General features: G+C 66.8%; 16 protein-coding genes, 1 pseudogene and 1 other annotated feature. Of the genes and pseudogenes, 11 read left to right on the top strand and 6 right to left on the bottom strand.

Going from position 1 to position 16,866, the window contains the following annotated elements; translation table 11 throughout:
• Positions 1–63: 63 nt before the first annotated feature.
• Together ACT3T5_RS15195 and dnaK are read right to left on the bottom strand one after the other, a co-directional pair.
• On the bottom strand, positions 64–753 hold the full coding sequence (locus tag ACT3T5_RS15195) for a nucleotide exchange factor GrpE (protein ID WP_444594796.1): 690 nt from the start codon (positions 751–753) through the stop codon (positions 64–66).
• Entirely contained in the window at positions 753–2,615 is a 1,863-nt protein-coding gene (dnaK, locus tag ACT3T5_RS15190) for a molecular chaperone DnaK (RefSeq protein ID WP_444594795.1), read from the bottom strand. Before dnaK ends, ACT3T5_RS15195 begins: the two co-directional genes overlap by 1 nt.
• Before the next feature lie 304 nt (positions 2,616–2,919).
• Between dnaK and ACT3T5_RS15185 the strand changes: the two genes are divergently transcribed.
• The 3 genes and pseudogenes from ACT3T5_RS15185 to ACT3T5_RS15175 all read left to right on the top strand — a co-directional run bounded on the left by ACT3T5_RS15185 (position 2,920) and on the right by ACT3T5_RS15175 (position 7,716).
• Complete coding sequence (locus tag ACT3T5_RS15185; protein ID WP_443399073.1) at positions 2,920–3,657, top strand: TnsA-like heteromeric transposase endonuclease subunit; 738 nt, start codon at positions 2,920–2,922, stop codon at positions 3,655–3,657.
• Between the two features lie 1,876 nt (positions 3,658–5,533).
• Positions 5,534–6,759: pseudogene (locus ACT3T5_RS15180) on the top strand (IS3 family transposase).
• Positions 5,806–5,930: a sequence feature (AL1L pseudoknot), on the top strand. Its footprint overlaps the pseudogene before it by 125 nt.
• A gap of 162 nt (positions 6,760–6,921) precedes the next feature.
• Positions 6,922–7,716 (top strand): class I SAM-dependent methyltransferase, encoded by a 795-nt coding sequence (locus ACT3T5_RS15175; RefSeq protein WP_444578799.1) that lies wholly within the window; start codon positions 6,922–6,924, stop codon positions 7,714–7,716.
• Here ACT3T5_RS15175 and ACT3T5_RS15170 read toward each other — a convergent pair.
• Positions 7,713–8,252 carry an MOSC domain-containing protein gene (locus ACT3T5_RS15170; RefSeq protein WP_444594794.1) on the bottom strand — a complete coding sequence of 180 codons (540 nt, stop codon included), beginning with the start codon at positions 8,250–8,252 and terminating at the stop codon, positions 7,713–7,715. The genes ACT3T5_RS15175 and ACT3T5_RS15170 overlap by 4 nt on opposite strands.
• Before the next feature lie 77 nt (positions 8,253–8,329).
• On the opposite strand from ACT3T5_RS15170, the gene ACT3T5_RS15165 reads away from it, so the two are divergent.
• The 3 genes from ACT3T5_RS15165 to ACT3T5_RS15155 are packed head-to-tail and all read left to right on the top strand — an operon-like array spanning position 8,330 to position 10,340.
• Complete coding sequence (locus tag ACT3T5_RS15165; protein ID WP_444594793.1) at positions 8,330–8,956, top strand: GNAT family N-acetyltransferase; 627 nt, start codon at positions 8,330–8,332, stop codon at positions 8,954–8,956.
• On the top strand, positions 8,946–9,347 hold the full coding sequence (locus ACT3T5_RS15160) for an MmcQ/YjbR family DNA-binding protein (RefSeq protein ID WP_444578796.1): 402 nt from the start codon (positions 8,946–8,948) through the stop codon (positions 9,345–9,347). The genes ACT3T5_RS15165 and ACT3T5_RS15160 overlap by 11 nt, the downstream gene beginning before the upstream one ends.
• A gap of 9 nt (positions 9,348–9,356) precedes the next feature.
• Positions 9,357–10,340 carry an endonuclease/exonuclease/phosphatase family protein gene (locus ACT3T5_RS15155; protein WP_444594792.1) on the top strand — a complete coding sequence of 328 codons (984 nt, stop codon included), beginning with the start codon at positions 9,357–9,359 and terminating at the stop codon, positions 10,338–10,340.
• Between the two features lie 19 nt (positions 10,341–10,359).
• Here ACT3T5_RS15155 and ACT3T5_RS15150 read toward each other — a convergent pair whose 3' ends face one another.
• Positions 10,360–11,226: a helix-turn-helix transcriptional regulator gene (locus ACT3T5_RS15150; protein WP_444578794.1), complete on the bottom strand. Its 867-nt coding sequence runs from the start codon at positions 11,224–11,226 to the stop codon at positions 10,360–10,362.
• Between the two features lie 124 nt (positions 11,227–11,350).
• Here ACT3T5_RS15150 and ACT3T5_RS15145 point away from each other — a divergent pair, with 124 nt between their 5' ends.
• Positions 11,351–12,358, top strand: a complete 1,008-nt coding sequence (locus ACT3T5_RS15145; protein ID WP_444594791.1) for a hypothetical protein — start codon at positions 11,351–11,353, stop codon at positions 12,356–12,358.
• Here ACT3T5_RS15145 and ACT3T5_RS15140 read toward each other — a convergent pair.
• Positions 12,302–12,979 carry a DNA alkylation repair protein gene (locus tag ACT3T5_RS15140; RefSeq protein ID WP_444594790.1) on the bottom strand — a complete coding sequence of 226 codons (678 nt, stop codon included), beginning with the start codon at positions 12,977–12,979 and terminating at the stop codon, positions 12,302–12,304. The two genes, ACT3T5_RS15145 and ACT3T5_RS15140, sit on opposite strands and share 57 nt — an antisense overlap.
• A 103-nt stretch (positions 12,980–13,082) precedes the next feature.
• On the opposite strand from ACT3T5_RS15140, the gene ACT3T5_RS15135 reads away from it, so the two are divergent.
• The gene (locus ACT3T5_RS15135; RefSeq protein WP_444594789.1) at positions 13,083–13,430 is read left to right on the top strand and encodes an HIT domain-containing protein; all 348 of its coding nucleotides are present in this window, start codon (positions 13,083–13,085) and stop codon (positions 13,428–13,430) included.
• A 72-nt stretch (positions 13,431–13,502) separates the two neighbouring features.
• Here ACT3T5_RS15135 and ACT3T5_RS15130 read toward each other — a convergent pair whose 3' ends face one another.
• Complete coding sequence (locus tag ACT3T5_RS15130; protein ID WP_444594788.1) at positions 13,503–13,976, bottom strand: GNAT family N-acetyltransferase; 474 nt, start codon at positions 13,974–13,976, stop codon at positions 13,503–13,505.
• A 77-nt stretch (positions 13,977–14,053) separates the two neighbouring features.
• Between ACT3T5_RS15130 and ACT3T5_RS15125 the strand changes: the two genes are divergently transcribed.
• The 3 genes from ACT3T5_RS15125 (at position 14,054) to ACT3T5_RS15115 (ending at position 16,776) form a co-directional block, all read left to right on the top strand.
• Entirely contained in the window at positions 14,054–14,893 is an 840-nt protein-coding gene (locus ACT3T5_RS15125; RefSeq protein WP_444594787.1) for a spermidine synthase, read from the top strand.
• 70 nt (positions 14,894–14,963) lie between these two features.
• A complete protein-coding gene (locus ACT3T5_RS15120) occupies positions 14,964–15,617 on the top strand; it encodes a DUF6318 family protein (RefSeq protein WP_444594786.1) in 654 nt (217 codons plus the stop codon).
• Positions 15,618–16,278: 661 nt separating this feature from the next.
• Positions 16,279–16,776, top strand: a complete 498-nt coding sequence (locus ACT3T5_RS15115) for a PKD domain-containing protein (RefSeq protein ID WP_444594785.1) — start codon at positions 16,279–16,281, stop codon at positions 16,774–16,776.
• Positions 16,777–16,866: the final 90 nt, after the last annotated feature.

Raw genomic sequence — 16,866 nt, 5'->3', positions numbered from 1 at the left:
GGGGGCCGCCGGCCGGGTCCGGCCCGCCAGCCCCGCGTCTCCCAGGGGGTGCTGATCCGAGGATCAGGCCGGGCCGCGGGTCCCCACCCGGGCCGGGCGCAGCACCCGGTCGTTCATCGAGTATCCCGGCTGGATGACCAGCGAGATGACAGCGGTCTCGACGTCGTCCGCGTCCTCATGCATGAGGGCCTCGTGGTGGTTCGGGTCGAACTCCTCCCCGACGGCGCCGAAGCGCTGCAGACCGTGCGAGCCGAGGATCTCCTCGAGCTTCTGGGCGATCGAGTGGAACGGGGTGCCCTCGGCGATGTCGCCGTGCTGGCGGCCCAGCTCCACGTCGTCCAGGACCGGGATGAGCGCGCCCAGGACGCGGCCCACGGCCGCCTCCCTGCTCACCTCGGCCGAGGCCTCGATGCGCCGACGCGAGTTGACGTACTCCGCCTGCTCGCGCTTGAGCTGCTCGGAGAGCTCGGTGACCCGGCCCTCCAGCTCGGCGACGCGACCGGCATCGGCCGGGGCCGAGGCACCGGACTCGCCGCTCTGGCCGTCCTCAGCCGCCTGCTCGTAGAGCTTCGCGGCCTCGACGTCGATCGGGTCGACGGGCTCGGACGAGCCCTGACCCTCGGCGGCCGGGGTGGCCCCGGAGGGACGGACCGTGCCGTCCTCCGGGTTCACCTTGCGCTTGTCGGTGAAGGAGAACCTGGGCTCGCCCTCGGGCCGCTGCGGGTCCTCGGGAGTGCTCTTGTCCTCGGTCATCACTTGGTCTCCTCGTCCTCGTCCACGATCTCGGCGTCGACGACGTCCTCATCGTCCGAGGACGATGCGCTCTCGTCGGAGCCGCCCTCGGCACCCTCGGCGCCCTCGGCCTGCGAGTAGATCGCGGTGCCGACGGCCTGCAGGGCCTCGTTGAGAGTGTCGCGCTTGGCCTCGAGGTCCTCGGTGGAGGTCTCCTCGCCGGCCAGCGCCTCCTTGGCCTCCTTGATGGCGTCCTCGGACTTCGTCTTGTCCTCGTCCGAGACCTTGTCCGCGTTGTCCTTGAGCAGCTTCTCGCCCTGGTAGACGAGCTGCTCGAGGGTGTTGCGGGCGTCGGCGTTCTTGCGGCGCTCCTCGTCCTCGGCGGCGTGGGCCTCGGCGTCCTTCACCATGCGGTCGATGTCCTCGTCGGACAGTGCCGAGCCACCGGTGATCTGGATGGACTGCTCGTTGCCGGTGCCGCGGTCCTTGGCGGTCACGTGCACGATGCCGTTGGAGTCGATGTCGAAGGTGACCTCGACCTGCGGGATGCCGCGGGGCGCCGGGGCGATGCCGGTGAGCTCGAAGGTGCCCAGCAGCTTGTTGTCCCGGGTGAACTGACGCTCGCCCTGGAACACCTGGATCGCCACGGAGGGCTGGTTGTCCTCAGCGGTGGAGAACACCTCGGAGGTCTTGGTGGGGATGGCCGCGTTGCGCTCGATGAGCTTGGTCATCACGCCGCCCTTGGTCTCGATGCCCAGGGAGAGCGGGGTGACGTCCATGAGCAGGACGTCCTTGCGCTCGCCCTTGATGACGGCTGCCTGCAGCGCGGCACCCACGGCGACGACCTCATCGGGGTTGACGCTCTTGTTGGGCTCCTTGCCGCCGGTCAGGGACTTCACGACCTCGGTGACCGAGGGCATGCGGGTCGAGCCGCCCACGAGGACCACGTGGTCGATGTCGGAGACCTTGATCCCGGCATCCTTGATGACCTGGTGGAAGGGAGCCTTGGTGCGCTCGAGCAGATCCGAGGTCATGTCCTCGAACTGGGCACGGGTGAGCTTCTCGTCCAGGTGCAGCGGACCGTTCTCGGTCATCGACAGGTACTGCAGCGAGATCGAGGTGGAGGTCGAGGAGCTGAGCTCCTTCTTCGCCTGCTCGGCGGCCTCCTTGAGGCGCTGCAGGGCGATGCGGTCCTTGGAGAGGTCCACACCCTCCTTGTTCTTGACCTGGCTGGTCAGCCAGTCGACGATCTTCTGGTCCCAGTCGTCGCCGCCGAGGCGGTTGTCGCCCGCGGTGGCCTGGACCTGGATGGTCGAGCCCTCCTCGTCCTTGCTCACCTCGAGCAGGGAGACGTCGAAGGTGCCGCCACCGAGGTCGAAGACCAGGATCTGCTCGTCGTCCTTGCCCTTCTCCAGGCCGTAGGCGAGAGCCGCAGCGGTGGGCTCGTTGATGATGCGCAGGACGTTGAGGCCCGCGATGGTGCCGGCGTCCTTGGTGGCCTGACGCTCGGAGTCCGAGAAGTAGGCGGGGACGGTGATGACCGCATCGGTCACGGCCTCGCCCAGGTAGGACTCGGCGTCCTTCTTGAGCTTGCCGAGGGTGCGCGCGGAGATCTCCTGCGCGGTGTACTTCTTGTCGTCGATCTCCTGGCTCCAGTCGGTGCCCATGTGGCGCTTGACGGAGGCGATGGTGCGATCGACGTTGGTGACGGCCTGACGCTTGGCGACCTCGCCGACGAGGACCTCGCCCTGCTTGGAGAAGGCCACGACCGACGGGGTGGTACGGGCGCCCTCGGCATTCGCGATGACCGTGGGCTGGCCGCCTTCGAGGACGGCAACGGCGGAGTTGGTGGTTCCGAGGTCGATTCCGACGACACGGGACATGGGTGCCTGCCTTTCTGCGGCGGATGCGCCGCAACGGGTTCATGCGCTGCCGACCACTGCGGCCGACGGCAAGAGTTGAGCTGTACAGACTCAAGTAGAGAACCCGTCGCGATCGTTGTCAATCCGAGAAGTCCAAACTTGAGTACACCTCACTCAACCTTGAACCTGGCGGGTTCATTCCCGTGGTGAGGATCTGTGACGGAGGGCACGTTTGTAGGTTCCGGGGCAAGTTGGCCAGTTCCGGGTTTCTTGGCCAGTGCGTGTCAGATTTCCGGCTCTTCTGTCAGACGGGCACGATGGACCTGTGGGCGGACGCGAGGTGTTCCTCCGGTACTGCACCGTCGCTGGCGACGAGGTCGCGACGACGTGGGAGGAAGCACGTGCCGATCTGATCGTCGAGGGCTTGCCCATCCGGGTGCCACCGACCTACCGAGGCCAACGGAGCTACCCGGGCCTGTTCTGGGCCGCGACCAACGATCGGACGCTGGTCTACGAGAGCCTGCTGGAGCTTGACAGACTGTGGCTGGCGGACCACGACCCGAGCGTCGAGAGAATCTGTACGCAGCCATTCCAGGTCACGGGGCGCGACGGTGACAGTCGGCGTGCGCACGTGCCTGATCTGCTGCTTGTCCACTCGGATCGGACGGTCACCCTCGTCGACGTAAAGCCCGCAGCGTTCCTCGAGAAGCCACGAGTCCGAGCCCAGTTCGACTGGACGCGCGCGTTGTGCCGCAGCAAGGGATGGCGTTACGAGATCTTCAGCGGCGGCAACCCCACGGTCCTTCGTAATCTCAAGCTGCTGGCGGTTGGCCGCCGCCCGGACCGCTTGCCTGAGGGGTATTTGACAGAGGCGCGGGCAACGTTGGACGAGGCCGAGAGCTCACTGGGCAAGATCCTTGCTCGTAGCCCCGCGAGCTGCGATAGGAGCATGTGGCGCGTAGCGGTCTTCGCACTCGTGTGGGCTGGAGAAATCACGATCGATCTTCATCAGCCGGTGAACGCCGAGACGATCCTCTACCGCACCGCCGAGGTGCTGGTATGAGCACGGAGAGCCTGGATACGTCAGTGGGGGCGCGGCTCTGGTACGAGGGCGCGGCCTGGACTGTCGTGCAGATCGATGGGTCCGCCGTCTTGTTGCGCTCCGTCGATCGGTTCTTGCGCGTCCATGCGCCCGCTCTGGTGGGCGTGGCTCGACCGTTGGACGACCCCCCGCACGAGGGAGGCCCGCATGCCGAGCTTGATGCGGTCATCCTCGCCGGCCTGACGAGTGCTCTACGAGCTCGCATCGAGGTCGAAGCCGAGATCTACAACCAGCTCGTGCTGACCCTCAGCGACGTGCCGCTTGAGCAGCGCTACGAGCAGTCGGCTGTGAAGCTGAAGATCTCGCCGCGCTCCGCTCGGCGCCGCGCGACCCGGTATGTCGAGCGAGGTCTCGCCGGCCTGGTCGATTCTCGCTTGCTCCAGCCTTCCCGCCGCGCGGTCGCCCCGGAATGGGACCAGACCTGCCGCGAAGTGCTCGACTCCTACACGGACCGATCGAACCCCACGATGCGCACCGTGCTTCGCAGGACGAACGCGTTCTACCTGGAGCAGAACCCCGGAGCTCCGGTCCCGTCGCAAACCGTCGCCTACGAACGCTTGCGTGAGTTGGACAAGGGTCGGTACACGTTCGGGGCGGCGAAGCAGCGGCGCTCGGTGGCGGAACGCCCTGGGGGTGTGCTGGGTCGGCTGCGACCGGATCGGCCGGGCCAGTACGTCGTTCTCGACACCACGCCGCTGGACGTGTTCGCGATGGAACCGGTCACGGGCCGGTGGATCAATACCGAGCTGACGGTGGCGATGGACTTGTACTCGCGGTGCATTCTCGGCTTGATCCTCCGCCCGATCTCGACCACCGCGCAGGACGTCGCGGCAGTGTTGTTCCAGGTGGTCACCCCGCAGGCCTGGGGCCCGCCGAGTGATGAAGACGTCCCAGCGCCGTACGTCGGGGTGCCGGAGACCCTGTTGGCGCAGGAGACTGGCGCGTTGCCGGACACGATCGTGGTCGATCATGGCAAGGTCTATCTCTCCCTGCGCACTCGAGCGGTGTGCCAACGGTTGGGGATCAACATCCAGCCCGCGATCCCTCATGAGCCGACGGACAAGCCCACGATCGAGCGGTTCTTCCGCACCCTGCGCCAGCAGCTGCTCGAGCACCTGGCCGCGTACAAGGGCCCGGACATCTACTCCCGCGGCAAGCACATCGAGGACCAGGCGTTCTACTACGTGCCAGAGCTGGAAGCGATCCTCCGCGAATGGGTCGGGATCTACCACCACACAACACACCAGGGTCTGTGCGATCCGCTGTTACCGAACGTGGAGCTGTCGCCGGCGGAGATGTTCGCCCGCGGCATGGCCACCGCCGGAGTGCTACGACTTCCCGCGAGCGATGATTTACGGATGGAGTTCCTCGACGTCGCCTGGCGGTCGATACAGCACTACGGCGTCGAGATCGACGGGCGCCGCTACGACGGACCCGGACTCAACCTCCACCGCGGCACCCGGTCACCGCACGGAGGTACGCATGCAGGCAAGTGGCCGATCGTGATCGACCGCGACGACGTGCGCACCGTCTACTTCCAGGACCCCGACACCCGGACCTGGCACGACCTGGAGTGGGAGCATGCGCCCGGCCTGGACGCTCCGCTCAGCTCCGAAGCGGCCGCCTACACCCGCAAGCTCAGCCGGCAGAGTGACCGGCATGTCGATGCCGGCGCCGCGCTCGATGATCTGCTGGAGCGCTACAGCAAGGGCGCGGTCACCAGCCGCCGCGAGAAGAACCTCGCCCGCCGCCTCGCTACCCAACCATCCAAAGACCACGCCGCGACGGCTGAAGCGCCCTGGGCTCCGTTCCGAGTCTCACGAAGGAGAATCGGAGTATGCCCAAGAAGTTCAGCCCAGAGCTCCGTGACCGTGCGGTCCGCATGGTCTACGACCGCCACGCCCTCGAGGGCGGTCCCAGAGCGCAGTCGATCCGTGCCGTCGCGCCTCAGCTCGGCGTCGGCGAGGAAACCCTGCGGATCTGGTGCAACCGCTACGGTCCCACCGAAGTCGCGTCCCGCCCAAAGGATTCGCTCGAGGAGGAGAACCGTCGACTGCGACGGGAACTCGCCGAGGCGCGCCGTGCGAACGAGATCCTGAAGAAGGCATCGGCGTTTTTCGCAGCGGAGCTCGACCGCCCCACGACGAAATGATCCGGTTCATCGACGTGCACCGTGATCAGTTCGGGGTCGAGGCCATCTGCCGTGTGCTCAGCGCGACAGACTGTGGGTTCCTCACCTCTCGCGGCTATCGAGCCGCAAAGCAGCGCCCAGCCTCTGCCCGGGACATCCGCGACGAGGTGCTGATCGGCGAGATCCAAAGGGTCCATGACGAGAACTACGGCGTCTACGGGTATCGCAAGATGCACCAGGCGATGCGCCGGGCAGGTTGGGACATCGGAAGGGACCAGACTGCTCGGCTGATGAGAGTCGTTGGCCTGGAAGGGGTGCGTCGTGGTCGCAAAGCGCTCACGACAACGCCCTCGGGAGCTCCCGATCATCGCCCTGACCTCGTCTAGCGGGACTTCACCGCGCTCGGGCCGAACCAGCTCTGGGTCGCGGACATCACCTACGTTCGTATCCCGACCGGATTTTGCTACACCGCGTTCATCACGGACGTCTGCACCCGGCGAATCGTTGGCTGGGCCGTCGCGGCCAGCCTGCACACCGAGGTTCTGCCGCTGCAGGCTCTCGAGCACGCCCTGCTGAGCACCCGCGCCGAGGCCTCCAGCAACGGCTTGGTCCACCACAGCGATCGCGGCAGTCAATACGTCTCGTTGGCCTACTCGGACGCGCTGATCACCGCCGGAGTCAAAGCATCAGTCGGCACCGTCGGTGATAGCTACGACAACGCCCTGGCCGAGACCGTTAACGGCCTCTACAAGGCCGAACTCATCCACCGTCACCGCACCTGGCCAACCGTGACCGCGGTAGAAATTGCGACCCTGGACTGGGTCAACTGGTGGAACACGAAGCGCCTCCACGAGGCCCTCGACTACCGCACCCCGGCCGAAGTCGAAGCGGCCTCCACTCGCCCCACGACGACCGCGCCCGCGACCGTCTAACCACGGAACGGAACCCAGGGCGCTTCAGTCAACCCTCTGGGAGCACGAGCCTCTACTCTGGCAAAGACACCGCCCGCGGAACGACGCATGGGCGCTCGGGCGCGATGCCGCACCGGAGCGTCTGCGAACCGTCGTGGGCGATGACTCCCTAAGGAGACCGAGATGGGTGGACAGGCAGCCGAGGATTGCTCCATCACGCATGCGGAGATCGCGGCGCACGATGACCAGCGCGATATCGGGAAGGCCGGATGGGCATCCCTCCGGGCGCTGTATGCCGAGGAGTTCGACGGAACTGTGTTGGATGCCGGCGGCGGGACGGGGATCTACGCCTCTGCCCTCGACGCTGCGGGGCTGGACGTCGTGCTGGCAGATGTCGACGAGCGCATGCTGGCTGCAGCTCGCGGCCGGGGCCTGCCAGCACATCGGGTCGTGCAGGCCGACATGACGGCTTTGCCCTTCGCTGATGCCTCGTTCGACGGAGCTCATGTCGCTCACGTGCTGCATGTCGTGGACGAGTGGCGTCGAGCGATCGGTGAGGTTTCGCGAGTGGTCCGCCCCGGGGGTGCCGTGCTGCTTGCTCTGGGCGGCGCCCATCAGCCGGGACCTGAGCTCGGGGAGATCTCGGCGCGGGTCGACGAGGAGATAGGCGGCATGGAGGCGGTCACTCGGGGGCAGGCCAGAGGATTGAACAGTCCGGAGGATGCAGATCACGCATTCGCGCTGAGCGGTTTGGATCTCGCGGCGATTCGCCGGATCGACGGTGTCCACGGGCGTGCTCTCGGGCAGGTGATCGATCGGATGCTGCTGAATCCGTACCGATCCACGGCCAGCCGGGAAGGACGTGCCCGGGCTGCCGAGCGCATCACGGCATGGGCGAAGGACCATTTCGGTTCGCTGGAACGAGAGATCGACGTTCCCGTCGGCATCGAGTACCGGATCTATCGCCGCAGGAGTTAGACCTTGGCGAGCGGGTGATGGGGCTCCGGCGGCAGCTCGACCGTGATCGGATCCGACGGGCGCACCGTGCCGCTGCGGGCCACGATGCCCATGACGCCGGTGAGCCTCTGGACCTCACCGGTGTCGTCCTTGCGGAGCACCCTCTTCAGCAACCCCGGCTGGAAGTCATTGATCTGCTGGCACGGGTTCCGCAGCCCGGTGACGACGATGACCGCGTCGCCGATGTGCAGGCGAGCCCCCACCGGGAGGGTGAGGAGGTCGATGCCCGCGGTCGTGATGTTCTCCCCCAGCTGGCCGGGCTCGACGACATGCCCGTCGGCCGCAAGCTCCTCGAACAGCTCCCGGTGGATCAGATGGACCTGTCGCAGGTTGGGCTGGTTCGGGTCACGGGCGACTCTGCTGCGGTGCTTCACGGTGGTGCCGGCGTGCGCATCTCCGCGCACGCCGATCCCCTCGTCGAGCTCGATCGACGGAGCTCGATCCTTGCTGAAGGTGTGAGCGGCACTGACGTGGACGGAGACCACTGTGGAAGCCATGGAGCGATCATTCCAGAGGCCGCCCGGATCGAGAAGCAGCCTCCACCTGGTGAGTCGGTATCAGTAGGCTCCGCCCTATGACCATCTCCTTCACACGCCTGGATCCCGCTGGTCAGGACCGTGCCGCCCTCATCGACTTCATGACTCGGAACGACTTCCCGTTCCACGTGGGCGTGCACCCCAGTGCCGCAGACGTGGAAGGCGCGATCGGCAAGGGCGCCTACCGGGACGAGGACAACGACTCGTTCTGGATCGATCACCGCGAGCTCGGGCGCATCGGTTTTCTCCGCTTCGAGGACCTGAGCGAGGGCACGCCGCTGTTCGACCTCCGTCTCGGCGGCCCGTTCCGCGGCCGCGGTCTCGGAGTCCCCGTCCTCAGCGCGGCGACCGCCCACGTGTTCAGCCCCATGCCGAGCGTGAACCGCTTCGAGGATCAGACCCGCGAGGACAACATCGCCATGCGCAAGACCTTCGTCCGCTGCGGCTGGCTCAAGGAAGCGCACTACCGGGAGGGCTGGCCGGTGAACGGAGGCGCACCGCTCGCCTCGACCGCGTACAGCATCCTGCGTCGCGATTGGGAGACTGGGCAGACGACCACGTTCGTCTGGGACGACCTGCCCGTCCGATCCACTGACCGTCAGACCCTCGGCCACGATGTGTCGCCCGCCGAGACCACGAAGGAGGCGCAGCACCATGGACGGTGACGCCCTGCAGGAGATCGCCCGCCAGCGCGCCGAGGAGCTCCCGGCAGCGGAGGCGACCCGCCCCTTCGGTCCGGAGTACGACGTCTTCAAAGTGATCGGCAAGATGTTCCTGCTGTTCACCGAGGTGCGCGGCGAGCAGATCGTGGTTCTGAAGGCTGACCCTCGGGATTCTGAGGCGCTGCGTCAGGCCCACCGGGACATCACGCCGGGCTATCACATGAACAAACGGCATTGGATCACGCTCGAGCCGGGCGGCGCGCTCGACGCCGACCTGATCCGAGAGCTGGTGACCGAGTCGTATCTGCTCGTCGTCGAGGGGCTGCCGCGAGCGAAGCGTCCCGTGGATCCACGCACCTTCGGCGAGCATCCGGGCAGCCCGCCCGTCTCATAGACTCCCCGCATGATTCGTATGGGGGTATCGATCCTGGGTTGGGGTCTGCTGGTCACGGGAGTGCTCGCATCGGCGGTGCTCCTGGTGCTGCGCCAGGTCACCGAGCTGCACAGCTGGCATCAGTATGTGATCGCCGCCGCGACGTTCATCCCGCTGCTGTGGATCCCGGTGCTGGTCGGCTGCGTCGGTCTGATCCTCGTGCTGAGGGCCCGGTGGCGGCTGCTCGGGGCTGCTGTCCTGGTGGCGGCGATGGCCGTCTTCGCCGTGCCGCTGCTCCCACAGGGCGAGAGGGAGGCCTATCCGGTCGCGGTCGGCGGCACCCTCACGGTCCTCTCGCTGAACCTCCAGTACGGGAGCGCGGACCTTGACGAGGTCGCGCAGCTGATCATCCCTGACGTCGACGTGCTCGCGCTGCAGGAATACACACCGGGATTCGAGGAGCAGCTCGCGGGCGCGGGCATCCTGGAGCAGTTCCCGCATCGGGTGGGCAGCGCCGACACCGATGCGAGCGGATCGATGCTCCTGTCCCGCACGCCGGTCGAGGTCGCGGCGCGCACCGAGGGCACCGCTTTCGAGAACCTGATCGCCACCACCACGGTCGACGGCACGGACTGGCACCTCGGGGTGATCCACTCCGCGCCCCCGCAGCTGGGGGCCGACGTCTGGACCGACGATGCCGCCGCCGTCGGACGCCTCGCCGAGCCGTATCTCGAGGAGAATCTGCTGCTGGTCGGGGACTTCAACGCGATCGACCAGCACCGCACGATGCGAGAGCTGACTGCTGGCGGAGGCCTGCGCGACCTCGCGGCGAGGCAGGAGGGCGACGGACCGGGATGGCATCCGACCTGGCCGACGGACTCATGGATCCCGCCCTTCGCGCGCATCGATCATGCGCTGGCGACCGACGCGGTGCTCGGCGGCGTCGCTGGGTACGAGACGGTCACCGGCAGCGACCACAGGGCCCTGCTCGTCGAGGTCGCCGCCCGCATCTGAGCAGCCATCCTCCGTCACGTCATGACGACGGAAGAACGGCGGAGCCGACCCAGCTCGCCAGCAAGGTCATGGCCTGCTCAGTGGGCGAGTTCGTCTCGTAGGTGTAGGTCAGCAGCGCGAGGTCCTCGTGCTCGGAGAGATCGAAGGACTCCCCGATGAACTCGATATCACCGACGACGGGGTGGTGGTACTTCTTGGGTCCCTTCCGGTACTTCAGCACGTCATGGGTGGCCCAGAGCTCGCGGAAGTGCGGGGACTGGGTGGACAGCTTCCCGATGAGGGCGAGCAGTTCTGGGTCATCCGGCGTCCTGCCGGCGCTCGTGCGCAGCAGGGCGACCTGGTTGCGGGCCACGCGCGACCAGTCGCCGTAGAAGGCCGGGCTGCGGGGATCCAGGAACACGAAGCTCGGCATGCTGAAGGGCAGCTCCAGCCGGTGATCGCCCTCCGCGTCGGCGTAGAGAGCCTGGCCGAGGGCGTTCGCAGCGACGATCTCCAGGCGGCTGTTCTGCACGAATGCGGGAAGGTCGAGGGCATCGAGGACCTTCTGCACCGTGGGCCTCACCGCGTGCCGGGCCCGTGAGCGCGGTGCCTGGAGCGGCGAGGGTCGGGCGGCGTGGAGCAGATTGCGCAGATGCTCGTGCTCGACCTCGTCGAGCTGCAGGGCACAGGCCACGGCGGCGAGCACCTCCGGGGAGATCCCGGTGGCCCGGCCCCGCTCGAGACGGTTGTAGTAGTCCACGCTGACGCCGGCGAGGTGCGCGACCTCCTCGCGCCGCAGTCCTGCCACGCGGCGCACCCCGCCGTAGGTCGGCACACCGGCCTGCTCCGGCGACAGCCGGGCACGACGGCTCGTGAGGAAGTCGCGGATCTCGGCTCTGGTGTCCATGGGTCCACCGTAGGCCGTAGGAGGGAACTAGAGGGAGGACCTGCCAGGGCGCCGCTCCGAGAGTGGAGTGCTCGAGATCCTGCCCCATGCGGTGTCGAGCGTTCCTGCTTCATACACTCTTCCTGTGTCCCACCTTCACCGCCCCGACGCTCCCCGCACGGAGTCCCGCACCCACGTCCGGGACGCTCTCGTCTTCGCACGGCTCGGCGGCGCCGAAGCCATCGCATACTTCGAGGCGTCCGACCAGCAGGGTGCTGCGGAATCGCTCCTGCACTCGTATCCGGTCCCGCCGGGAGAGCAGAATAGCGAGGAGCTGAGACAGCGTGGACTGGAATGCACCGCGGCGCTCCCCGAGCAGGGATACCCCGGGTTCACATCGTCAGTCCGGGTTGCCACGTGGCTCGGCTATCTCTTCCTCACGGCCGTCGTCCTCGCGGCAGGATGGGCAGTGGTCGCATTATTCGGTGGGGATCCTGAGGCCGATCCGGTCCTGCTCCCGGCAGGCCTTCTCTTCCTCCCGGTCGAGGAGATTCTGCTGCTGGCCCCGTTTCCCCTGATCATCCTCTACATCCCCTCCCACCTCGCAGTGCTGCGAAAGGAACGGATCACCGCTCGGGCCGTGCTGCGATGGGCGGCGGGCGAGGAGTCGACCAGGAAGCTCGGCATCCCTGCGAAGTCGCCGTTCGTCGGGATCGCAGCCACCTGGGAAGGACTGCAGTTCTGCGCGGGTGCCGTAGTTCTGATGAACGCCTTCTTGACGGTGTTCCTTTTTGCAGTCCGCCGGCCCGAGGACCCTTACGCAGTCTTTCTCCTGCCTGCCCTCTGCGCGCTGCCGTTCCTCGTCACCTATCTGTTCTGCGGTGGCCGGGCCCACGCCGCCAAGCGCCGCCACGCGCTGGTCGCCGATCGCCTGTACAGAGTGCCCGTTGACGAAGAGGTCTCCCTCCCGTCGTCGATCTCCCTGGAAGGGCTCTGCTATCCCGACGATGCCTGGGAGGTACCCGCACCCGAGGCGGAGGGCGACCGAGCTCCTGTGGTGGCGGCTCTCGAGGAGACCACGTGGACCTCGGACTTCTCAGCCTCCGCCGCCCCGTCGGACCATCTCGTCGATCCAGATCGGCGCGAACGGTGAGGTGCAGTTCGGTGGCGTCGGGTAGTCCTTGAGCACCTCCAGACGCACCCCGATCTCCCGTGCTCGCTCGCGCAGCTCGGGGTTGGTGATGCCGATCTGGGCGAGGCAGGTGTTCATGGCCCACTGCAGACGCTCCGGAGCGTCCTGCATCTGCGCCTCGATGAGATCCAGCAGCGCGCTCTGGTCGATCCCCTCGGGATTCTTCACGACACGGTCGCTGGTCAGCGCCCAGCCGGCGCTCGCGACCACGGGATCAGCGTCGGCGAACCAGGCCTCGCGCAGGGCCTCGCGATGGGGTCCCTTCAGCACGAGGTAGTTCACGAGCCAATCGTGCACCTTGGGCGAGCCGACCTCGCGGAGCATCGCGTCGAGCTCGTCCCGCTCGACTTCCTTCGGCCGCGAGAGCAGGATCGCGAGCAGCTTCGCGGCGCTGTCGCCGCTCCCCCACAGCTCGCGGGCCAGATCGGGCCGGGCTTTCAGTCGCTTGGCGATCGCGCGCAGCCGCGTGAGGTTCACGCCGTGATCGTCGCCGTGCCTCTCGTTGACCGCACGGACCCTGGGGTCCTCGAGGGCGGCCAGCTCCGCGAGCACCTCGTCGCGCTCGGCCTGAAGATCCGTCATCGTCGCACCGTGCTGCATCATCGGGCCCCCTTCGCGGTCATCGTGGCCTCAGGGTACTCATGGCCAGGCCGCGTACCGGTGCCCAGGCCGCGATACTGAGGGCATGGCTGATGCACTGACGTACACCGGATCCGACTTCTACTGCGACGTCGCGATCCCCGACCCCGGAGCCCTGGACGTGGTCCACGAGGACCCGAGCGTGCTCGCCTTCCACCACACCCGTCCCTTCTGGGAGGTGCACATCGTCGTGGTCCCCACACGGCACATCGCCTCTCTGACCACGGCTGGCCCCGAGGACGAGGCAGACCTGCGCGCCCTGCTGAGCGTCGTCCAGCAGATCGCCCGGGACGTCGAACAGGAGCATGGCGCCGCCGCCGTGCTCACGAATCTCGGCGCCTATCAGGACTCCAAGCATCTCCACGTGCACGTGCACTCGGGCGCCCGATGCTGACCGCAGCCCGTGCCGGAACTTGGGCTTGAGCCCCAGGCTCGAGACCCAAGGCACGAACCTGGGCCCCCGACATCACAGGGGGAGTTTGAACCCCACGTGGCTCGGGACGTATCCCAGGCGCTCGTAGAACCGGTGCGCGTCGACGCGCACCGCATCGGTGGTCAGCTGGGCGAGCGTCGCCCCGTGCTCCCGGCCCCAGTTCTGCGCCCACGCGAACAGGGCGCTGCCGAGCCCGGCGCCCCGCGTGGACTCGTCGACGCGGACGGCCTCGATCTGGAGCCGGGTGGCACCGCCGCGGGAGACGGAGGGCATCAGCGTGAGCTGCATGGTCGCGACGATCTTCCCGGCCTCGTCACGCACCGCCACCAGGAGCTGGTTCTCGTCGGCGTCGATCCGGGAGAAGGCTTCTTCATAGGGCGCCAGGTCGGAGCTCTCCCGCTCACGACCCAGCACATCATCGGCCAGAAGGGCGACGAGAGCCGGAACGTCGTCGGCGCAGGCGCGATGGAGGGAGAATATCCGGCCGTCGAGGTCGAGAGTCTGCATCGAGCCATTGTCCCCGCTGGGTTCAGGCCCGACGCCGATCGGCCATGATCGCGCACGACATCGACCACAATGAAGCCATGACCGCCTCGGAACTCACTCCCGCCTCGCAGCGCAGCGCGCAGCTGAGCTTCTCCGATCAGCCCGCGTGGATCGTCAAGGACGAGGTCGACGGCGGCTGGGTGCTGCAGATCGGCGGCGTGGAGCAGTCCCATGTCGACCTGGCGGATCCGATGCACATCGTCCACGAATACCTGCGCCGCATGGCGAACGTCGTCGATGAGGCCTGGCCCACGGGGCAGCCGATCCGTGTTGCACACCTGGGCGCCGGCGCCCTCACCCTCGCCCGGTACGTGCAGGCCACTCGCCCCGGATCACCACAGCTGGTGATCGAGATCGAGCGTGAGCTGCCGACGCTGGTGACCACAGCTCTTCCCCTGCCTCCCGGCACCGATCTCACGGTCATGATCGGGGACGCGCGCGAGGAGCTCGCCGCACTCGGCGACCGACGCTTCGATGCGCTCGTGATCGATGTGTTCTCCGGGGAGTCCTCCCCCGCGCACCTGGCCACCAAGGACTTCTATCTCGAAGCGCTCGACCACCTCGAGGCCGACGGGACGCTGCTGGTGAACATCGGCGACGACGCCGGCCAGCGCTTCGTGGCCCAGCAGGTCCGAGAGTTGGAGAATGCCACCTCGGAGCGTGGACTCTCCGGCGTCTGGACGCTGACCCATGCGTCCCTCCTGACCCGCCCGGCCGACGGGAACATGGTGCTCCTGGCCGGAGGAGCGCTCTCCTCTCCAGACGTCGAGACGTGGCGGAGCGCCTGGAAGAGGGAGGGTCCCCACCCTGCCGCGGTCCTGGATCCGGCCGAGACCATCGAGGCGTTCCGCTCCATCGGTCATCCACAATCTCGGTGATCGACGGACGGGGAACGCGGGTTGTGTATAGCGTTCAGGTCACCTGACGCCCATCCGGAAAGTACCCCCCATGCCCCGACGTCTCCTCGCCATCGCGGCTGTCGCCGCCCTGACCTTCACGTTCGCCGCCTGCGACGCCGGAGGCGACGGACCCGTCACGGAGCCTCCCCAGCAGGTCGGCACGAGCGACGGCGGCGGCGCAGCCCCCAGCGACGGCAGTGGAGCAGCGCCGAGCGACGGCGGAGGCGATGACGACCAGACCGTCGCAGCACCGGACATCCCCGCCCCCGACCCCGCCGACTACTCCGGCATGGACGAGCACACCGCGGACGGCGCGACACAGGCGTTCCGGTACTACATCGCGGTCTCGATGTGGGCGCATCAGACGGGCGAGACTGAGCTGCTGGACTCGCTCCAATCGGATGACTGCGAGAGTTGCGATGAGTTCAACAAGGACGTCCCGCTCCTCGTAGAGCATGGTGAGTACTGGAGCCCGTTCACCATCACCGATGTTGGGTCAAAAATACATGAATCCGATAATTTTGATCACGAAATTGGATACTACTTCACCATCGGCCCGCACACGCGACCTAGCGACACCTTTAGTAGTAGATTCAAGGTTGACGAAATTCAATACATCACAGTCGGCGGAATGACGTGGTCTTCGGATCATTGGACAACCAAGGGTGTGGACGCAGAGTGGGGCGAAGATGCCTTCTCATGAGCCAACCATAGGGCCAACCGCTAAGCTTTTAAGTACGGCGATTCTGATAGCATTTATCACCCTAACAGGGATCCCGACCGCGCTCGGAGATGAGACCTCGGGCGGAATCACCGACGACGCCTTCCGCACCCATGCTGAAAACTCCTGGGATGTGCCGACAGGTGCGACTGACAACAAATCGACAAGCGGTGTCAGTCGTGCCGACGAAGGCGCCTACTCGCCTAGCAAAAATCAAGAACAGAGGGGCGCCAACAAATCGTCACGTGGATCACGACCGCCCGTCCCTGACTTTTTCATTGAGTCCAGAACAGCAGAAACCCAGACCGGCTACTCCTGCACCACAGGCGTAGCGGGAACGAACTGCAACTCATCACGTAACGCCTGCCAGGTCGGCACTGACTACAACATCAACAGCAACGGGGACGTTCTCGCCACACCCTCATCGCGCAGCGCACAGGGCGGCAGCCAAGATAAGGTCACCCTCGAAATCAATCGCGTCGACTCGGCGGATGGTTCCCGCGAACTTCTGGGGTACGACTGCCGCGCACCCGGTACCGCCACACCTCCCACAGGAGCGGGAGCCAGAACCGGAACCGGCGTACCCGCAGCAGACGCTTCCGCCCCGATCGTCCTCACCGTCTCGCTGAGCGACTTCGCCGATATGCCGATCAAGCCCCTCGCAGCACATGCCGGTCCGACCGACGGCTGGCTCCCCGTCAACATGCCCAACGTGCTGTACACGGACACGAAGGCTCAGGAACTGGACGTCGAGCTGCTCGACACCCCCGTCGCCATCCGCGCCACGCCGACCTCCTACGCATGGGATCTCGGGGACGGGAACACGATCAGCACGGACAACCCCGGCAAGCCGTACCCCTCCGAGGTCGTCTCGAGCACGTACAGCGCCGAGGGCTGGTACGACATCACCCTCACCACCACCTTCATCGGGCAGTTCGCCGTGAACGGCGGGCCCTGGCAGGACATCGACGGCAGCATCGAGGTCGCCTCCGAACCCGTGCCGATCTACTCCAAGTCCCTCGAATCGCGCCTGGTCGACGGCGACGTTCCGGTCGACGACGGCGAGGACCCGTGGATCCCCGAGCGCACCTCCGACACCGAAGGCGCTCAGGACCCTCACGCGACGCACCGCACCATCTGACCCCGCACGACCCCACGACATCACGAGGCACAACGTCACCTCTGTATACATTTCGGTGCGCACACCCGGCCATCCCGGCCACGAAGAGCA

Source organism: Brachybacterium sp. AOP3-A1-3, assembly GCF_052378285.1.
In the GTDB taxonomy this organism is placed as follows: domain Bacteria; phylum Actinomycetota; class Actinomycetes; order Actinomycetales; family Dermabacteraceae; genus Brachybacterium.
This window is presented reverse-complemented; position numbering and strand designations above follow the sequence as displayed.